At 67.7% G+C, this 16,578-nt stretch carries 18 protein-coding genes and 1 tRNA gene; 8 read left to right on the plus strand and 11 right to left on the minus strand.

The features are described from left to right. The first annotated feature begins 155 nt into the window (after positions 1 to 155). Together JOL79_RS31765 and JOL79_RS31770 are read left to right on the plus strand one after the other, a co-directional pair. Positions 156 to 569, plus strand: a complete 414-nt coding sequence (locus tag JOL79_RS31765; RefSeq protein WP_210159633.1) for an STAS domain-containing protein — start codon at positions 156 to 158, stop codon at positions 567 to 569. A 70-nt stretch (positions 570 to 639) separates the two neighbouring features. Next, positions 640 to 1,485 (plus strand): MBL fold metallo-hydrolase, encoded by an 846-nt coding sequence (locus tag JOL79_RS31770; RefSeq protein ID WP_210159634.1) that lies wholly within the window; start codon positions 640 to 642, stop codon positions 1,483 to 1,485. Between the two features lie 2 nt (positions 1,486 to 1,487). On the opposite strand, the gene JOL79_RS31775 is transcribed toward JOL79_RS31770, so the two are convergent. From JOL79_RS31775 to JOL79_RS31785, 3 genes are all read right to left on the minus strand, one after another. Then, complete coding sequence (locus JOL79_RS31775) at positions 1,488 to 2,606, minus strand: MFS transporter (protein WP_210159635.1); 1,119 nt, start codon at positions 2,604 to 2,606, stop codon at positions 1,488 to 1,490. Positions 2,607 to 2,797: 191 nt separating this feature from the next. After that, complete coding sequence (locus JOL79_RS31780; RefSeq protein WP_210159636.1) at positions 2,798 to 3,673, minus strand: NUDIX hydrolase; 876 nt, start codon at positions 3,671 to 3,673, stop codon at positions 2,798 to 2,800. A gap of 83 nt (positions 3,674 to 3,756) precedes the next feature. Then, entirely contained in the window at positions 3,757 to 4,005 is a 249-nt protein-coding gene (locus JOL79_RS31785; RefSeq protein ID WP_210159637.1) for a hypothetical protein, read from the minus strand. A gap of 320 nt (positions 4,006 to 4,325) precedes the next feature. On the opposite strand from JOL79_RS31785, the gene JOL79_RS31790 reads away from it, so the two are divergent. Together JOL79_RS31790 and JOL79_RS31795 are read left to right on the plus strand one after the other, a co-directional pair. Continuing rightward, on the plus strand, positions 4,326 to 4,721 hold the full coding sequence (locus JOL79_RS31790) for an ACT domain-containing protein (RefSeq protein WP_210159638.1): 396 nt from the start codon (positions 4,326 to 4,328) through the stop codon (positions 4,719 to 4,721). Positions 4,722 to 4,806: 85 nt separating this feature from the next. Then, positions 4,807 to 5,553 (plus strand): translation initiation factor IF-2, encoded by a 747-nt coding sequence (locus tag JOL79_RS31795; protein ID WP_210159639.1) that lies wholly within the window; start codon positions 4,807 to 4,809, stop codon positions 5,551 to 5,553. 27 nt (positions 5,554 to 5,580) lie between these two features. On the opposite strand, the gene JOL79_RS31800 is transcribed toward JOL79_RS31795, so the two are convergent. Continuing rightward, positions 5,581 to 6,423 (minus strand): M15 family metallopeptidase, encoded by an 843-nt coding sequence (locus JOL79_RS31800; RefSeq protein ID WP_210159640.1) that lies wholly within the window; start codon positions 6,421 to 6,423, stop codon positions 5,581 to 5,583. A 439-nt stretch (positions 6,424 to 6,862) separates the two neighbouring features. Here JOL79_RS31800 and JOL79_RS31805 point away from each other — a divergent pair, with 439 nt between their 5' ends. Next, positions 6,863 to 8,044, plus strand: coding sequence for an ATP-binding protein (locus tag JOL79_RS31805; protein ID WP_210159641.1), 1,182 nt, complete (start codon positions 6,863 to 6,865; stop codon positions 8,042 to 8,044). 105 nt (positions 8,045 to 8,149) lie between these two features. Here the strand turns inward: JOL79_RS31805 and JOL79_RS31810 are convergent, their stop codons facing one another. After that, the gene (locus tag JOL79_RS31810) at positions 8,150 to 8,968 is read right to left on the minus strand and encodes a MauE/DoxX family redox-associated membrane protein (protein ID WP_210159642.1); all 819 of its coding nucleotides are present in this window, start codon (positions 8,966 to 8,968) and stop codon (positions 8,150 to 8,152) included. Between the two features lie 2 nt (positions 8,969 to 8,970). After that, positions 8,971 to 9,912 (minus strand): hypothetical protein, encoded by a 942-nt coding sequence (locus JOL79_RS31815; protein ID WP_210159643.1) that lies wholly within the window; start codon positions 9,910 to 9,912, stop codon positions 8,971 to 8,973. Positions 9,913 to 10,200: 288 nt separating this feature from the next. On the opposite strand from JOL79_RS31815, the gene JOL79_RS31820 reads away from it, so the two are divergent. After that, complete coding sequence (locus JOL79_RS31820; RefSeq protein ID WP_210159644.1) at positions 10,201 to 10,704, plus strand: SigE family RNA polymerase sigma factor; 504 nt, start codon at positions 10,201 to 10,203, stop codon at positions 10,702 to 10,704. 42 nt (positions 10,705 to 10,746) lie between these two features. Here the strand turns inward: JOL79_RS31820 and JOL79_RS31825 are convergent, their stop codons facing one another. After that, complete coding sequence (locus JOL79_RS31825; protein ID WP_210159645.1) at positions 10,747 to 11,505, minus strand: thermonuclease family protein; 759 nt, start codon at positions 11,503 to 11,505, stop codon at positions 10,747 to 10,749. 120 nt (positions 11,506 to 11,625) lie between these two features. After that, complete coding sequence (locus JOL79_RS31830) at positions 11,626 to 12,108, minus strand: MarR family winged helix-turn-helix transcriptional regulator (protein ID WP_210159646.1); 483 nt, start codon at positions 12,106 to 12,108, stop codon at positions 11,626 to 11,628. 97 nt (positions 12,109 to 12,205) lie between these two features. On the opposite strand from JOL79_RS31830, the gene JOL79_RS31835 reads away from it, so the two are divergent. After that, complete coding sequence (locus JOL79_RS31835; RefSeq protein ID WP_210159647.1) at positions 12,206 to 12,769, plus strand: YceI family protein; 564 nt, start codon at positions 12,206 to 12,208, stop codon at positions 12,767 to 12,769. 225 nt (positions 12,770 to 12,994) lie between these two features. After that, positions 12,995 to 13,084: transfer RNA gene (locus tag JOL79_RS31840), tRNA-Ser, on the plus strand. A 102-nt stretch (positions 13,085 to 13,186) separates the two neighbouring features. Here the strand turns inward: JOL79_RS31840 and JOL79_RS31845 are convergent. The 3 genes from JOL79_RS31845 to JOL79_RS31855 all read right to left on the minus strand — a co-directional run bounded on the left by JOL79_RS31845 (position 13,187) and on the right by JOL79_RS31855 (position 16,115). Then, positions 13,187 to 13,573 carry a tyrosine-type recombinase/integrase gene (locus JOL79_RS31845; protein ID WP_210159650.1) on the minus strand — a complete coding sequence of 129 codons (387 nt, stop codon included), beginning with the start codon at positions 13,571 to 13,573 and terminating at the stop codon, positions 13,187 to 13,189. Beyond that, positions 13,530 to 14,891, minus strand: coding sequence for a hypothetical protein (locus JOL79_RS31850; protein WP_210159648.1), 1,362 nt, complete (start codon positions 14,889 to 14,891; stop codon positions 13,530 to 13,532). The genes JOL79_RS31845 and JOL79_RS31850 overlap by 44 nt, the downstream gene beginning before the upstream one ends. 741 nt (positions 14,892 to 15,632) lie before the next feature. Continuing rightward, positions 15,633 to 16,115, minus strand: a complete 483-nt coding sequence (locus JOL79_RS31855) for an HIT family protein (RefSeq protein WP_210159649.1) — start codon at positions 16,113 to 16,115, stop codon at positions 15,633 to 15,635. Positions 16,116 to 16,578 lie beyond the last annotated feature (463 nt).

Below are 16,578 nucleotides of genomic sequence, written 5' to 3' on the forward strand. Positions count from 1 at the left end.
GTTCGTCCGGCGGCTCCGCTCATCGTCCGGCGGAGCCGCCGCGTGACCGCTCATGCGCCCGGGGTCACGCCGTGAGAGCCGGATAGCATCGGACTCACCCCGTACACCGTGTTCCCTGCTCCCCGAGCATCGGTGCACCCGTCGTCAGGGATGAGATGTCCCCTTACGAGCACGCCTTCGATCACAAAGCGACCCTCTCGGTCAGCGTCGAACCCAGCGAGGCGCTGACCGTGATCGGCCTCCACGGCGCACTGGACTACACCACTTTGGCGGTATTCCAGGAGCGCGTCCACAGCGTCTTCGCCGACCGGGAACCGCCCGGCCTGGTCATCGATCTCAGCGAGACGGAGTTCTGCGACTCCACCGGGCTGTCCGCGCTCGTCGCCGTCCACCGTCGCCTGTCCCGCCCGGAGACGCAGCTGGCCCTCGCGGGCGCGGCCGGCGTGATCGCCCGGCTGCTCCGGCTCACCCAGCTCGACCAGCTGTTCCGGTGCTACGAGACCCGGGAGGCGGCGACGGCGGCCGTCACCGAACTGGCCGCCGGAGAGCCTCCGGCGGCCCACCCGTAGCGACCGGCCCCCGCTTCGGAGCGCGGAACGGCCTCTCACGTAGCCTGAACACGGGAGAGGGGAGAGTCGCATGCCCGATCCAGTGGACGCGAGCGTCTTCTTCGTGGGGAACGCGACGTTGATCATCCGCAGCCATGATTTCACCGTGCTGACGGATCCGAATTTCCTCCATCGCGGTCAGCGGGCTCATCTCGGCTGGGGCCTGAGCACCCGGCGCCGTACGGAACCGGCCCTGGACGTGACGGAGCTGCCCGCCGTGGATCTCGTCGTGCTCTCGCACATGCACGGCGACCACTGGGACCGGATCGCACGAGACGGCCTCGACAAGGACATCCCGATCGTCACGACCAGGCACGCGGCCAGGCGGCTCAGGCGGCAGGGCTTCCGGAATCCCATCGGCCTGACAACCTGGGAGCACCACAGTGTGCGCCGGGGAGACCGGTGCCTCACCGTCACGGCCACGCCCGCGAGGCACGCGCCCGGCCCGGCCCGGATGCTGCTGCCTCCGGTCATGGGAAGCGTGCTCGACTTCGGCCACGGCGACCAGGCCGAGCTGCGCCTGCACATCAGCGGAGACACGATCATGGATCCCTCGCTCGCGGAGATCCCTCGGCGCTTCCCCGACATCGACGTGGGCATCGTCCATCTGGGCGGCACCCGCGTGCTCGGGCTGACGGTGACGATGGACGGCCTGCAGGGCGCAGAGTGGCTCCGCCTGATCGGCCCCGAGTCGGCGCTGCCGGTGCACTACGACGACTACGAGGCCTTCGCCTCTCCGCTCAGCGACTTCCGGCACCACGTCCGGCGGATCGGCCTGACCCATCTCGTGCACTACCTGATGCATGGGGAGACCTACCAGTTGCCGGTGCCCCGCCAGGGGCCGCGTCCGTACCGGCGGACGACCGGCCAGGGGTAGGCTCACCGCCCGTCTCGTCGCCGGCCTCGTCGCCCGAGCCGGCCGGAGCCGGTCATGAGGGCGGCCAGCAGGCACGGCAGGCCGGCCAGGCTGAAGATCAGCCACGGGTCGGCCCAGCGTGAGCCGGCGCCGTATCCCGCGTAGACCGCCAGGCACACCACCTCGGTGCCGAGCCCGGCCATCGAGGTCACGGTGGCCCGCGATCCGTCGGCGACCTGCTCCTGCAGCCGGGCGTCGATCCCCGCGACCGCCCAGTGGAAGACGCCGAATGCGGCGGCGACCAGCACGAAGCCTGCGGGCAGCCGGCTCGCCGCGCCGGCCGCGAGGCAGACGGCGCCCACCGCCAGGCCGGGTGCGATCGCCCCCGGCGCCCGCCCCGCCGCCCAGCCTCCGGCCGTCATGCCGGCCGAGACCAGCAGGACCAGCAGCGGGACGGCCGAGACCGGCACCCCGGTCGATTCCGCCAGAAACGGGATGTACTCGTCGAGCGTGCTGAGACCGGACACCAGTGACAGGAGGAGTATGGTCCGGCGGACCCGGTCGGACTTCCGTATCTCGGACAGGCCGTCGCGGAGCACGGCCAGATAGCCGGTTTCCCCGGCCGGGTCACGACATTCGGGACCGCGGGATTCCGGGAGGGTCAGCCCGACGGCGGCGGCGAGCACGGTGGCCAGGACGCTCGCCAGGCCGGCCGCGTGATAGCCGCCAAGGGAGAGGACGGGCCCGGCCAGCGCGGTCGCCGCCATGAACGCCGTCGTCCCCAGCGCCGCCGACCGTCCGGTCAGGCGGGCATAGGAACCCGCCGCGCCCAGGCGGTCGAGCTCCTCGTAGACGAGGGCCTGGAGCGTGCCCGACCGCAACGAGCCGCCCGCGCCCCAGAGCACGAAACCCAGCGCGAAGGCCGGATATGACGGGAGGAACGTCCACAGGGCGTATCCGGCGCCGGTCAGCAGCGGCGCGGCCACGAGCAGCCGCCGCCGAGAGATGAGATCGGCCCACACGCCGGACGGGATCTCCAGCACGAAACCCGTGACCGACCAGATCGCGAAGAGCGAGGAGATCTCGCCGGCGGACAGCCCGGTGTCGGCGAACAGCAGAGCGTAGACCGGGTAGAGCACCACGAAGTCGTCGAGGAACGCGTACGCGTAGAGCCTCGCCGCAAGTCTCGACTCAGGTGAGGATCAATGTCGCCAGGTCATGTGGACACCGTAAACGTTCCCCCGCCGCCGGGCCAGTCGTTATCCCGGGCCGGAATCCGCACACGGCGCTCGGAGCCGGCCGCCGCGGAGCGGAACCGATTCCGGGCGGCCGATCAGAGCTGGTCGAGGAGCCAGCGGGGGCCGGTGACCAGGGCGCCGAGGGACGTCACCCGCTCGCGCAGCCCGCGGTCCGCCGTGACCACGAGCACCTGCTCCCACGGCCTGGTGTCGCCCACGACCTCCACGATGGTGTCGTCGCCGCTACCCGGCGCGGAGACGACCGTGAGATCGCCCTCCCAGGGCCCGGGGTCGGCTCCCCTGGCCGCCGCCCCCTCCAGGACGACGACGAACCGGGGAAACCACCGGGCGAGGCCGGGCAGCGCCACGGGTGGCTGCGGCAGCCCACGGGCGGTGAGCGGGAGCAGTTCGTTGAGAAGGCGGCTGGCGGCCCCGGCCCGGTCTCTCCACCAGCCGTGCTCGGCCCGCGCTCCGATGATGTTGGCCAGGTCGAGGACGACGACCAGCGGGCTCAGCGCGGGCCGGATGCCGGGCCAGGTCTCCGCGAAACCGGGATGGAGGTCCTTCGAGGTGATCTCGTCGGCCGCGATCCAGCGCAGGTCGGCGCTCTCGCCGTTCGCGGGAGCGGCGTCGAGCAGTCCGTCCGCCTCAGCGATCACCGTGTCGAACGACCAGCCGCCGTGGTCGTCCACATACAGGCCGCGCACCCGCACCAGGTCCGGGCTCAGCGCGGCCTCCTCGTGAGCCTCGCGGAGCGCCCCGGCGACCGCGTCTTCGTGGCTGTCACGGGCGCCTCCGGGCAGTCCCCATGTGCCGCCGTGATGGCTCCACCAGGCCCGCTTCTGCATCAGCACGTACGGCATGCCGTCCAGAGTGTGGTGAACGGCGAGCAGTCCGGCCGCGCCGTACACGCCCCAGTGCTGGTGTCCGCGCGCGCACAGCGCCCAGCCGTCGCCGTCCCTCGCCGTCATGGCTTCATCCTGCCGCACCGGCCGGTGCCCCGGTCGGCCTCTGACCAGGCTTTAGGCGTCGACCAGCGGGGACGGGGGGACGCTCACCAGGCTTCGATCGGCTGGTCGACGCCGGCCATCAGATCGAACAGGGTCACCCCGTCGTGGAGCCGTATCACCTGTATCTGCATGGCCAGCCCCGCCTGGCGCAGCCGGACGACCGCCTCGTGCGCCTGCTCTGCCAGGTGGTAGCGGTCCTCCGTACCCCGGTCTCCCGGCGACCGGTAGGAACGCACCTCGTACCGGTCCTCGGGCCAGATGGGAGGAAGGGGACCTGATTGGAGCCAGCTCATGCATCACCTGTCAAACCTCGTGGACCAGCAGTTCAACGGTCCGCGACGCCCGGCCGCTACTGTGTGACGAGGTCGATGGCCGATCGTTATGAACCGGTAAGCGATACTTTCCGGATGTCACCCGCCGTGCCGTTAACGTGTGAGCCCTCACTCGTGATTCCCCTCGTCTCAGGTGGATCAGGAGATGTCATATTCGATAGACGCCCGCTTCCTTCCGGCCGGAGGAGCGGGCGTTTTCATTGGCGGCTGATCTCGTTCGCGGCGGGTTCCCGACGTCCAAGGGGCGGTGCCCCCGGCCCGCCTTCTGGTACACACGTTCTATGCGTTCACCCGCGGCCCAGCGACTGGGCATCGTGCCGTCCGTGTTCGCCGTGCAGCATCTTCCGCACGCGACGTTCCCCGAGGACGACGAGTGGATCGCTCTGGTCCGCGCCCCCGAGGGCCTCACCGTCGTACGGGAGACCTGGCCGGCGGGCGGGGGCGAGCGGTGGATCGGCCTGTACGGCGGCGGGGCCGGGCACGCCTCCCGCGATCCCGGCGCGCTGACGGCCGTGGTGGATCCCCTGGCGGAGGCGGCCATCCCCGTGTTCGTCGTCTCCACCTACCACGCCGACCTGGTTCTCGTACCCGAGCTCCGGGCCAGGGAGGCCGTGGCCGTCCTCGAGGAGGCCGGGCACCAGGTCGACACCCGCCACCTCCAGCCGGTCGGCGATTAATGTCGGCGTCCGGACGGGCCCCATGGCGCGGCAACCGCGACGGCTCTTCGACCGCGGGACGAGACGGCCGGAAAGGGTGGGCGAGATGCGCCGCATCACGCTGATCGCACTGAGCCTGCTGGTGACAGGAGGCTGCGGTGTGGCGACGTACGCGAAGCAGTACGCGAAGCAGAACGCGACCGACGACCTGCGCGACAGGGCCCTGCGGATCGCCCACCGCTTCTACAGCGGTCGCGACCGTCCGGCACAGGACATGGGCCATCTCGTGGACGAAGTCGAAGGCGTCGAGGTGATGAGCGTGACCGGTACGACGACCGCGCAGGGCGACGGGGTCGGCGTCGTGATCCGGCTGTCCGGCACCGCGTCGGAGGGCGCGATCGAGCCCCGGACCGTCCCTGTGGCGCGCTGCTTCGAACTGCGGTTCTCGACGTTCGGAGACTGGGACGCGGAACCCCGTGACGCCGTCTGCCCGACCGGCCCGCCGCTCACGTTCGCGCCGTGGCCGAAGACCCCGCGGATGCCGTACGAACGGCTGCGTGAGGCGCTTCCCCGCGTACCGGCGCACGGGAGGGCGGACGAGCGCAAGGTGCGTGCGGCCGTCGCCTCTCTCCACCTCGACCCCGCGATACGCATCGAGATCAAGACGGAGGGCGGCGTGGTCGGCGTCTCGTTCTCGGTCAAGCCGTACCTGGACCAAGCGCTCGACTGCATTCTCGCCCGGGTGGCGCCGGGCGCGACGGACGTCTGGTCGCCTTCGCGGATCCAGCGGATGCCGGGAGAGGGCGGCTGCGACGTCGGCAACGCCATCCATCCGATGCCACCTCCGCATTGACGAGTCACCCAGTCCGACGGCCGGCTCTCAGCGGCCGTTGCTGGAGAAGTGCTGGTAGTCCTTCGCACCCGACCAGGCGCCGCCCCAGCCCCAGCCGATAGCCGCGAAGGCGCGGACCACCCGGTCGCCCGCGTTTATCACGCCCGGTTTCCGCAGCGGCCGATCGACGAACGCGTCGGCGTTCCGGTGCGCGTTCGAGCCGTCGGCGTACACGTACGGGTTCTCCCGCGGGTCGATGTCGACCGCCAGGCCGTACGCGTGCTGCGACCAACTGCTCGACCCGGTCGCGCTCCGGCAGTTGAAGGCCGAGGTGTTGTCGGCGTCGATCGAGTCGTTGTCGCTGCCCTTGTAGACGTCGACCGGTTCCATCCGGTGGATGGGGAAGCGGAAGCCGTACAGCTTGCGGAACACCGTCACCATGTCCTGGGCGGCCGAACGGTTCACCACCAGCACACCGGTGTGCGCCTTGTCGTCGAAGCCCCAGTAGGTCATGCGGATCTTCCGCAGGTCGCTCACCGGCACCGGGCAGCCGGGATGCCAGGAGTGCCGGACCTCGTCTCGCGATACCTTCTCGACGACGGCGGAGAAGGGCGGTGGACCGGCCGGGGTGGGAGAGACCGACGGCGTGGGGGACACCGTCGCGGTCGGCGAGCCGACGGAGGTGGACGAGCCGTCGGGGGACGCCGCGCCTCCGGAACCCGCGCCTCCGGAACCCGTGCTCGCGGCCGCCGTCGTGCCCGGCGACTCCACGGGTGCCGCGGCGGGCGCCGCGGTCGGCGAAGGGGCCTCGCCTCCGCCGCAAGCGGTCGTCGTGAGACCGGCCAGCAGCAGCACGATGGCCGCTGACCTGGGGCTTCGTAACGAAGTCATACGCGCAGGCTACCCCTGCCGCAGCGATGCGACGGGGCGTCCGGCCACCCTGTGGACAACGGCCGGGCCTGTGGACGACGGCTGCGGACGGCGACCCGCCGGGGCCTGGCGACGGACGCGCGGCCTGGGGACAAACCGCACATCTGCGCTGCTCGGGGCCTGAGTGACGGCCTTTGCCGGAGCTTTTCGCCGGAAAGCCTCGCGCACATGTTCGATGCCCGCTAGAGTCTTCGCCAGCGGATCGAACAGGGGTTCGGTCGTGACCATGGTGGATCACCGGCGGGTGGCCGGCGGCGGGTGAGGCGGTGAGGGCTCGATGACGACAACGGCGATCTCGGCTCCTCCTCGCTGCGCCCCCCTGCGCCCGCGGGCGACACGCCGTAGCGCTTTCTATGGAAATCTACGACGGCCGCTATATCCCGTCATAAAGTCCGAGAGCGTGGACCCCGTGCGCAATCCCTACGCCCCCGGGGCGGGTCAGCGGCCGCCCGAGCTCGCCGGACGCGATCGCGAGCTGCAGCAGTTCGAGATCGTGCTGGAACGGGTGGCCAGGGGCCGTCCGGAGCGGAGCATGGTCCTCACCGGCCTGCGAGGCGTCGGCAAGACCGTCCTGCTCAACACCTTCAAGTCCATGGCCATGCAGCGGCTCTGGGGCACCGGGAAGATCGAGGCCCGGCCCGACCAGTCGATCCGCCGTCCGGTGGCCGCCGCGCTGCACATGGCGATCCGCGAGCTGGCCCCACGCCACCGCGCGCCCGAGCGGATCGAGGAGTTCCTCGGAGTGCTCAAGGCGTTCGCGATGCGGGATCCGGCGGCGGCCAAGGGCACGTCTCACTGGTCTCCCGGCATCGACGTCCCCGCCTCTCGGGGCCGGGCCGACTCCGGAGACCTGGAGATCGACCTCACCGAGCTGTTCGTCGACGCGGCCGGCGTCGCGACCGACCTGGGCGTCGGCATCGCGCTCTTCATCGATGAGATGCAGGACGTGCAGCCGCCCGACGTGTCCGCACTGTGCGCCGCCTGTCACGAGCTGTCGCAGAACGGCGGCCCGCTGATCGTCGTGGGGGCGGGGCTGCCCCACCTGCCGAGCGTGCTGTCGGCTAGCAAGAGCTACTCAGAACGGCTGTTCCGCTACGCCCGGATCGACCGGCTCGACCGGGATGCCGCCGATCTGGCCCTGATCGTGCCCGCCGAGCGTGAGGACGTCGAGTTCACCACGGAGGCACTCGACGCACTCTACGAGGCGGCCGACGGCTATCCCTACTTCGTGCAGGCGTACGGCAAGGTGGCCTGGGACTTCGCGCTGAAGAGCCCGATCACGGCCGACGACATCAAGGTCTCCGCGCCGGAGGCCGAGGAGGAGCTGGCGGTGGGCTTCTTCGGCAGCCGTTACGAACGGGCGACGCCCGCGGAGCGCGACTACATGCACGCGATGGCGCAACTGGGTGACGAGCCGGTGCTCACGGCCGACGTCGCCGAGGCGCTCGGCCGCAAACCGTCCAGCCTGTCCCCGGCCCGGGACAGCCTGATCAAGAAAGGCCTGATCTACAGCGCCGAGCGAGGCATCATCGGCTTCACCGTTCCCCACTTCGGCAGGTTCCTGCGGGCCCAACCGCTGTAGTGCGCCCGCCCATTGACCTCTCTACGGCTTTCTAGAGGGGAAGCTAGAGAGCCGTAGAGAGCTGAATTCCGGTGCCTCGATGTGGGAATCTACGCCTGTCTACCGTCAGGCCGATACAGGCGTAGATTCCCGCATCGAGGTGAGCCGCGTCCCGTCCTGGCTCACGACGGCGGCGCGCACCGGGGGACGGCGGCCGCTCAGATAGACGGCGAACACCACGTCCGCCCCGCCCCGCGCCGGGAACACGAAGAAACGCCAGCACAGCTCGCGCCAGGTGTCGTCGGGTTCGTCCGACTCCAGCAGTCCACCGTATGTCCGGTAGGCCGTACTCGACCGGAGGCGCGACAGCGCCCGCTCCGGGGGCAGTCGGCGCATCTCGCAGGGAGCCCGGTGCCGCAGCCGCGCGACGCTCTCCTCCAGTTCCGGAGAAAGGGCGAGAATCAGGACGGCGCCGCCGCCGATCCAGCAGGCGAGCGGCCACGACCAGGCGGCGGGCACGTCCGCGCCCGTCACCTCTGTCAACGCCACGAGAACGGCCATCCCCGCCAGCGCGGCCGCCCGCAGGATCGCCCGTAGCCCGACCGGAGTGGCGCTGACGTCGCCGAAGCAGCCGCACCCCACGTCGGGACGCCGCCGGCGCAGGTCCATCAGGACGTACGTCGCCACGGTGAAGAACGCCACCGGCAGCCAGCGGGCGACCGGGTGATCGACGGTCGTGAGCGCGACCGCCTGAACGATCTCCGCACAACCACAGAAGATCATCGCGGGCTTGGTGAAGCGCTCGGGCACCAGTACGGCGGGTCCGAGCCGTACCAGACCTCCCGGCGTCGCCTCGGCGCCCGAGGTGCTTACTTTCGCGATGCCGCCCAGGGCCAGCATCACCACGAGGATCGGCAGCCCGGCCGTCGCGATGATCGAGAGCATCGTCACCCCAATCCGATGCGGGCGTTGAAACAGCCCTTGATCAAGTCTCCGCCCAGTGCCACGAAGGAGGCCGCCGACAGTTCGACGATCCGCCCGCGCGGCGACGTTCCACACTCCAGGCAGCGGTCGCAGAAGCGCCCGGCGACGCATCCGCACGCGACGACCGGCAGCGTGCTCGACCGGTCGTCGCACAGGTTGCGGACATGCAGGGCCGACCCGAGCGCGAGGTACGGCAGGCCCGCGCAGGAGATCCCGGCGTCGCCGCATCCGGTGTCGGACGTCTCCAGCATGGGATAGGCGACGCCGTGGTCGTCCAGGTCGCTCCAGACGGCCGTACCGGAGATCGTGGACTGTGTCCCCCGGTACGCGGGCGGAGGCGGCGGCACCGCCCGGGCGCGATAGGGCGGCTGTGAGGTGGCCGGAAGCAGCGCGAGCGTCGTGTCGCCGTCGGCGATGCCGATGGCGTCGAACAGGTAGCCCGCCTCCAGTTGCGGATGCCGCACCCTGATCCGCCCGGTCGAGCGGTACGGGATGACGATGGAGCGATGGCCGCGGTGGGGACCCGCGTCCAGTTCGAGGGTCAGGTCGCGCCTGCCGTGCACGGTGGTGATGGTCCCGGTGATCCGGGTGGTGTCCGCCCAGATCCGGTCGACCACGGTGCCGGACCTGAGGGCCCGGATGAGAACCCGCGCTCCCGTGGGCAGGTCGGCCGGCGGTAGCGCGGCGCCGCGCCAGGCGGTGGCCCACGGTGCGATCACGAGGCGTCGCTGCGCGCCCTCGTCGTCCTCGACGATCATCAGGTGCGGGCTGATGTCGGAGATCACGCCGCTCACGGCCTCAAGCGCCGAGTCGTCGTCGGCGGGAGCCGGCTCCGGCGGTCCGACGTCCCGGCCGAGCGCCGCCGCGGCGAGCGCGCGCCTCCGCTCCACGTTCTGGTACGGCATGGCCCCTCCCACGTATCAAGCCTCACATGCCGTCGCGGCCAGCAGATGTGGAATTACCGCTTATCGCACACGCGGGAGCAATAATCCCCCTCCCGGTGCAAGGAGTGACCTCCCAGCTCGGGACAAACCCGTACCGGGCGGGCGGGAGGGCGTCGCCGTACCGGAGCAGCGGACCTTGCGGGCTTTTTGCTCTTGAGGAAGCGAAACCAGGATTTGGGTTCAGCCGGATTCCGGGCCGCGGCTGCGATTCTGGCACGAGATGCCTGACTGGCGGGGTTGGTGATCGCATTGATCGTGAACCATGAGGAGTTCCACTCGTACGTCACGTCCCGCGGGGCGGCGCTGCTCCGCGTCGCCCACCAGCTCACCGGCAACCCGAGTGACGCCGAAGACCTGCTTCAGGCGGCACTGGTGAAGACCTTTCTCGCGTGGGACCGGATCAAGGACAGATCGTCCCTCGACGGCTACGTGCGGCGCGTCATGGTGAACATCAACATCTCCTCGTGGCGGAGGCGCAAGATCGAGGAGTATCCCTCGGATGAGCTCCCCGACGTACCCGCCCAGGGCGACTCCCGCCAGCACTACGACGACCTGGAGCGGGCGCTCGACCGCCTGCCGACGCGCCAGCGCACCGCCATCGTGCTCCGCTACTACGAGGACATGACGGAACCCGAGATAGCGAGGACGCTCGGCATCAGCGTGGGCACGGTCAAGAGCTCGGTGTCCCGGGGGATGGCCAAGCTCCGCGGTGACCTGCTGGTCCTCGCGGAGGGGCCGGGACACACGTCCTGACGCGGCGCACCCCGGCCCGTACGCGATGAGCGTGGCGCGCCGTCAGCGCAGCAGCGCGGCCTGAGTGTCGGCGCCGGTGTCCGTATTCGTGTCCGTGCCGGTGTCGTTCCCGGTGTCAGTGCCGGGGTCGGTGTCCGGGGTGGCCGGCGTGGCGGTCGTCGTCGGGACGGGCTGGGAGTTCCACTCGGTGGCGTCGGACGCGTCCGAGGGCACCTCCGGCTCCACGGGCGCCGGCGAGAGGGCGGTGTCGACCGCTCCGGGCGGCGTGACGAGGGTGTCGCGCTTGTCGAAGGTGTCCAGCGCCCAGCACGGCCCGGACCACATGCCGCGGTGCTCCAGCTGGGCCTTGAGCTGCTCGTTGAACTGCCAGTCGGTGTACGCGTGCTCCGGGTAGTAGGAGACGGCCTGGGCGACGCCGTTCCTTACCATGTCGCCGTTCACGTAGGAGCCCTGGCCAGTCCACACGTAGACGAGGATCCGGTCGTCCTGCACGACGGCCTCCTTCTGCGGCAGGACATAGACCGGCTTGCCCTCGGGGAGCAGCTTCTTCAGCCGCGCTACCGCCTCGTCGTACCAGCAGTAGCCCTGTTCCGGAGCGTCCGCCTCCAGCAGGCCCACGCGTACCGTGGCGCCCTTCGCCGTGACGACGTCGAAGCCGTCCCCGTCGAGGATCTTCTTGACCTTCACCTCGACCGCCTCCTTGGGGACCGTCGCGGGCCGCGTGGCGGCGCTCGCGGGAACCGCGGCGGCGAGAGGGGCGAGGAGGACGGCGGAAGCGGTCAGGGCCGCGAGGACACGCACGGGTGCTCCATGGGGGTAGGGCAGAGGTGCCGGGGCACTGTGGGCGATTTGTGACTGATGAGTATGGAGTTCACCAGAAAACGATCGCCACCGCCACCCCTCACCGGGGATCCCCAGGTTTCACCCGAGCTGCGCGACCTCGTCCGCTCCGGCCGTCGCGCACGGACGGACCACGCCGCGGATGATCCGCAGGGTGTTCAGGAACTCCTCCAGCCGGTCCGGGGTCAGCAACCCGGTGAAGTACGTCTCGATGTCCTTGACGTGCTGGGGGAGCAGCCGTTCGAGACGTTCCTTTCCCGCCTCGCTGAGCACGGCGTAGGAGGCGCGCCGGTCACTGGCGCAGGCGTGCCGTTCGACGAGGCCCTCGCGCTCCAGACGGTCGACCACGCGGGTGATGCCGCTGGTCGACAGGGAGGTCTGCGCGGCGAGGTCGCCCATGCGCAGGCTCTGGCCGGGAGATCGCGCGAGCCGGATCAGCGTGCCGAAATCCACCTCCGAGAGCCCCTCCTCGGCGTACGTGGCGTGGAGGTGCTCCGAGACTCCGCTGTAGACCTCGGTGAGCAGGCCGAACGCGGTGAGCCTGGGGTCGTCGAATCCGTCCATGGGTAAAGCCTATCGTTGTTAGTTGACGAGAGGAATATACATCCTGTAGATAATTGTTCGCGCATACATCCGCACATCAACCTTCTGGGAGAACGCAGTGAGCATCCGTGAGTGGGAAGGCCTTCAGGTCCCGGCCGCCGGCGAGTTCGCCCTCGACGCGGCACACAGCCGTGTCGGCTTCGTCGCGAAGCACATGATGGTGACCAAGGTCCGCGGCAACTTCGAGGACTTCGAGGGCAAGATCGTCGTCGCCGAGAACCCGGTGGACTCCAGCGTCGACGTCGTGATCAAGACCGCGAGCATCTCCACGCACGTCGCCGACCGTGACGCGCACCTGAAGAGTGACGACTTCCTCGGCGTCGACAAGTTCCCGGACATCACCTTCCGCAGCAAGCGGGTCACCGACCACTCGGGTGACGAGTTCACCCTGGTGGGCGACCTCACCGTCCGCGACGTCACCAAGGAGGTCGCGCTCAAGGTGGAGTTCTCCGGTGTCGCCGACAAGCCGGGCGGCGGGCAGGTCTTCGGCTTCTCGGCCGGCACCGAGATCGACCGCGAGGAGTTCGGCCTGACCTGGAACGTCGCCCTGGAGACCGGCGGCTTCCTGGTGGGCAAGAAGATCAAGATTGAGATCGAGGGTCAGGCCGTCCGCCAGTCGTGATCCATACCGTGGACGCTCGGGGAGTCATCCACAGTGTGCCGCACAGCCCTTGTCCACATGCTGTGGACAAGGGCTGTGCATGATCACAATGGTGGCGTCGGCAGGTCGATCCGGAGACGACCCGAGCGGCTCGGCCGCCGGCGGGAGGCGGACGGCGCGCCCAGGGCAATCCGCTTTGCCGCCTTGCGCGATCGCCGGTACGCTGTGCTGAGCAACTCGCCACCAGGAGGCTTCGCCTAGTCAGGTCTATGGCGCCGCACTGCTAATGCGGTTTGGGTCTTAAGCCCATCCGGGGTTCAAATCCCCGAGCCTCCGCAGTTCAAAGCCCCTCTCGCCGGTCTTCGGCGAGGGGGGCTTTTTGATCTCCACAGGGCCTCTAGTTGCAGTTCTAGTTGCAGTTGCCTTCAGCCCCTTGGTTCAGTCCTCGCCCCATAGGGCCGCCCCCATGCGCTCGCTGGCGTCCTTCACCTGGGGACTGGCGATGTGGGTGTAACGCTCGGTGGTCGTCACCCGCGCATGGCCGAGGATCTCCTGTACGACGCGGATGTGGACGCCCTGCTCGACGAGGAGTGTCCCGGCCGTGTGCCGAGCATCGTGCAGCCTCGCTTCTCTCACTCCGGCCTGCTTGAGGAGCGCCTTCCACATCTTGTAGTCCTCGCTGCGTTCCATCGGCCGGCCACGACGGGTCGGGAAGAGAAGGTCGTGATCCTCCCAGAGCTCACCGGCCTCCGCGCGTTCGGCGTCCTGGCGCTTCTTGTGCTCACGGAGGATCGGAAGCAGCTCGGGCGGGCACTGGAGGGTCAGCCGACGCGTAGGTCGAAGCTAGCAGGTAAGAAGCCTCAGGAGATTGATTCCTCCATTGACGTAGCCGTGATATGCCAGCTCCTGTGTCTCCACGAGCCAATTCATGTCGTGCCAGAATGAAATTCGCAGCAGCATCAGCCCGCGATTCGAGTAGTTCGCGCCCTGGCAGCTCGCCACCATAGGCGGCTAGCGCCGACCAAACAAACAAACGGTCCTGCTCATCTTGAATAAGCGGCCATGCATCTAGGTAATACTGTTTCGCAAGATTATCATTACCCCGTGCTGCAGCCAGTGCTCCATTAAGAATCCGCTGGACGACCGAATCAGTAACTTCGCTAATCGCAACCTCAGCGGCCTCCAGCCGGCCACAGATCAGCAGAGCTTCTACGACGACACGTACTACCGCACCATCTGATGCTTCCCCTTGCGTAGCCTGTCCTTCCGGTGCTCGCAGTCCTAGGAGGAAGATCTCATCCCAGCGGTTGTCGATCGCCGCAGCGCGACAGGCGATAGCCACAGCCTTGCTACTGTCGCCCTTCGCAAGACTAGTAGCCTCTCTACGCATTTCCCAGCCGTCAGTGTCCCGTCGGTGTATGGCAGATTCCACCATCAGGTCGGCGAGCCGCATCTTTAGCGCGGAGTAGTTCGGATATTTCCTTACTAGTCTTTCGTAGATGCGCAGTGCTCGACCAAGGTTCTGATCGGGATCGAGAGCTAGGAAGGCTTCTACTGCAACGGATAGAACGATTGGATCCCAAGGATCTTGTATGTCAATGAAACGCACTAATTCCTGGAGGTCGTTCGAGATGAGCGCCTTTGTGAACTCGTAGATTTCTGAGGGTGTCCCGGGTGACTCTAATTTTTCTTGCAGTTCTGTTGCTCTAGAGCGGTCGCCCTCCTGATCCGCCGCTATTGCGGCCTTAGCCATATAACGCGCACGCTCGAACCCTGATTCGGCTGCAGCCTGGAAGTTTAGTCCAGCCGTATGCCAGTCTCCGTGTGTGCTGGCTAGTTCTCCCAATAGCGCAAAGACTAGCGGATGTGGATCCCGCAGCCAAATGGGCGGGTTTGCTGTCAAAGAACGAGCCGTCTCTACTGGTGCAGACGACTCTGAAATGACATCCAAAATGCGTAAAGCCGTATCGGGCTGTAACCCGCGCAATCTCGATAGTGCTTCCGCAACTGCTGGAGGGACTCTTTGGTATTGATTCTGTGGATCAAGAGCAAGATTGATTGATCTCCTGAGATCCCCAATGGCGAGCTGAGTGGAGTGACTAGAAACCGCGACGGCGTGAGCCGGATCGAGACTAGGGATCAACATTTCGATCGTAGCATCGACCAATTTAGTAGCTCGAAGGCGTCTTTCCTCATTGGAGAGGGTGTGCCGCGGAAACAACGGCCGACGTCTTGCAAGCTCATTATCGAGTGCTTCTATGAGAGCGTCCCGATCGCTAGGAGCTGTATGTGCTAAGGTGCAACGAATCAAAATATCCCAGATCGCATCATCGGCGAACCAATTTGCCCACGCGCGCCCTGGGTGTAATCCTGTTTTTTTTCTTGACGCTTCGTATCAAGCGTTGAACATCATTGGGGCTGTTAATCCTGTTTAGAAGCCGAGTCCACAGGTCGGGGCCGACGAGACCACTTAGCCACCACGCAACAACTGCTAGTACGACGGTTCCCATCTGATTCCCTTGCTAGTCCTTCTGTGTCTAGCCAGTCTGCTCACCCGAGGCCTTCCCATCAAGAGCGGGCTCCCGCGTCCGAGCCCGGGGAGGTCTTCTCCCGCAGAAAGATGGGTAGGGGGGCTTTCTTGATCCATCTTCAGATTCAGCGGCTCGCATGTTGCCTGACGGGACAGACAGCATGCACCAACTATTGCCGAGTTGAACTCATAGGGATCAAGGGCAGCGCTCCGCGCCGCCTCGCGGCCCTCCGCCCGCTCGGCGGCCGGGCATGCGGCCTGGGGGCCGGTCCCGGCCGCCGGCAGCTCGGGCCGCCCGCTGCAAACGGCCGCGTACCTCAGCAATCCGAAAACAGCAACCGCTGACGCGGACGATCAGGTGAGAGGCTCGCTCCTCCCGCCAGTTTCCATTTCGGGGAACCCTAAGGCTGCCAAGCCGAACTGCACCGCTTCAGCTTCCCGATCGAGCAGGCTTCGATCCCTGGTGCCCCAGTTGGCCTCTATCCGGAAGGCATCCCCCACAAACCGAGGGAACACGTGCAGATGGAAGTGAAAGACCTCCTGAAAAGCGGCTTCGCCGTCCGCCAGGAAGATGTTCACACCCTCGCAGCGAAGACCTGAGCGCCGCAGAGCCCGCCCCATACGGTGGCCGATCCTCCACACATGTGCGCTTGTTTCCTCATCTAGGTCCTCCAGTCCAACAGCATGCATGCGGGGAATCACAAGAAGATGGCCAGGCGTGATCGCTCCAAGATCCATGATCACCACTACGCGATCGTCTGCGTAGGGGATACTCGCCTCAGCCTCACCGTGGACGATGGCGCAGAAGATGCAGCTCGGGCTCTCAAGATCTCCCATGTACAGCATGGTGGTGCAATGCAGCGCGTATGACGATTGCTTTTCGCCGGTAAGCAGGTCACAGGACTGTCCATCGCAGGTCCGGCCTGCTCAAAAGGCTAGGCGGGAAGCGGCCCCTCCCTTTCTGCCTCCGGCGGGGGCGCTCCGGCTCCAGGATGATCAGCCGCGCATTGCCGAAGGCCGTAGATGGCTGAGGTAGAGGCCTGATCATCCCGCCGCCATCGACCCGGGACAAGCCGAGCAGACCAGGGCCAGGGGGCAAGGTCGTTCGTCCAGTGGGGCGCTCCACCTTGCCCCACCTGGCCCTGGCCCGCTTCCCCTTCGGGCGGGTCGACGGGAGCAATGATCGAAACCTGTGGATCTGCCGGGAAGGGTGTACCTTCCCGAATCATCTGATCATGGTTTCGAGATAAGGCCGACGCGCCAACGTCGGTCGGGAAGGCACACCCGTGCCGCTTACCGT

The organism is Microbispora oryzae (assembly GCF_017896165.1).
Classification (GTDB): domain Bacteria; phylum Actinomycetota; class Actinomycetes; order Streptosporangiales; family Streptosporangiaceae; genus Microbispora; species Microbispora oryzae.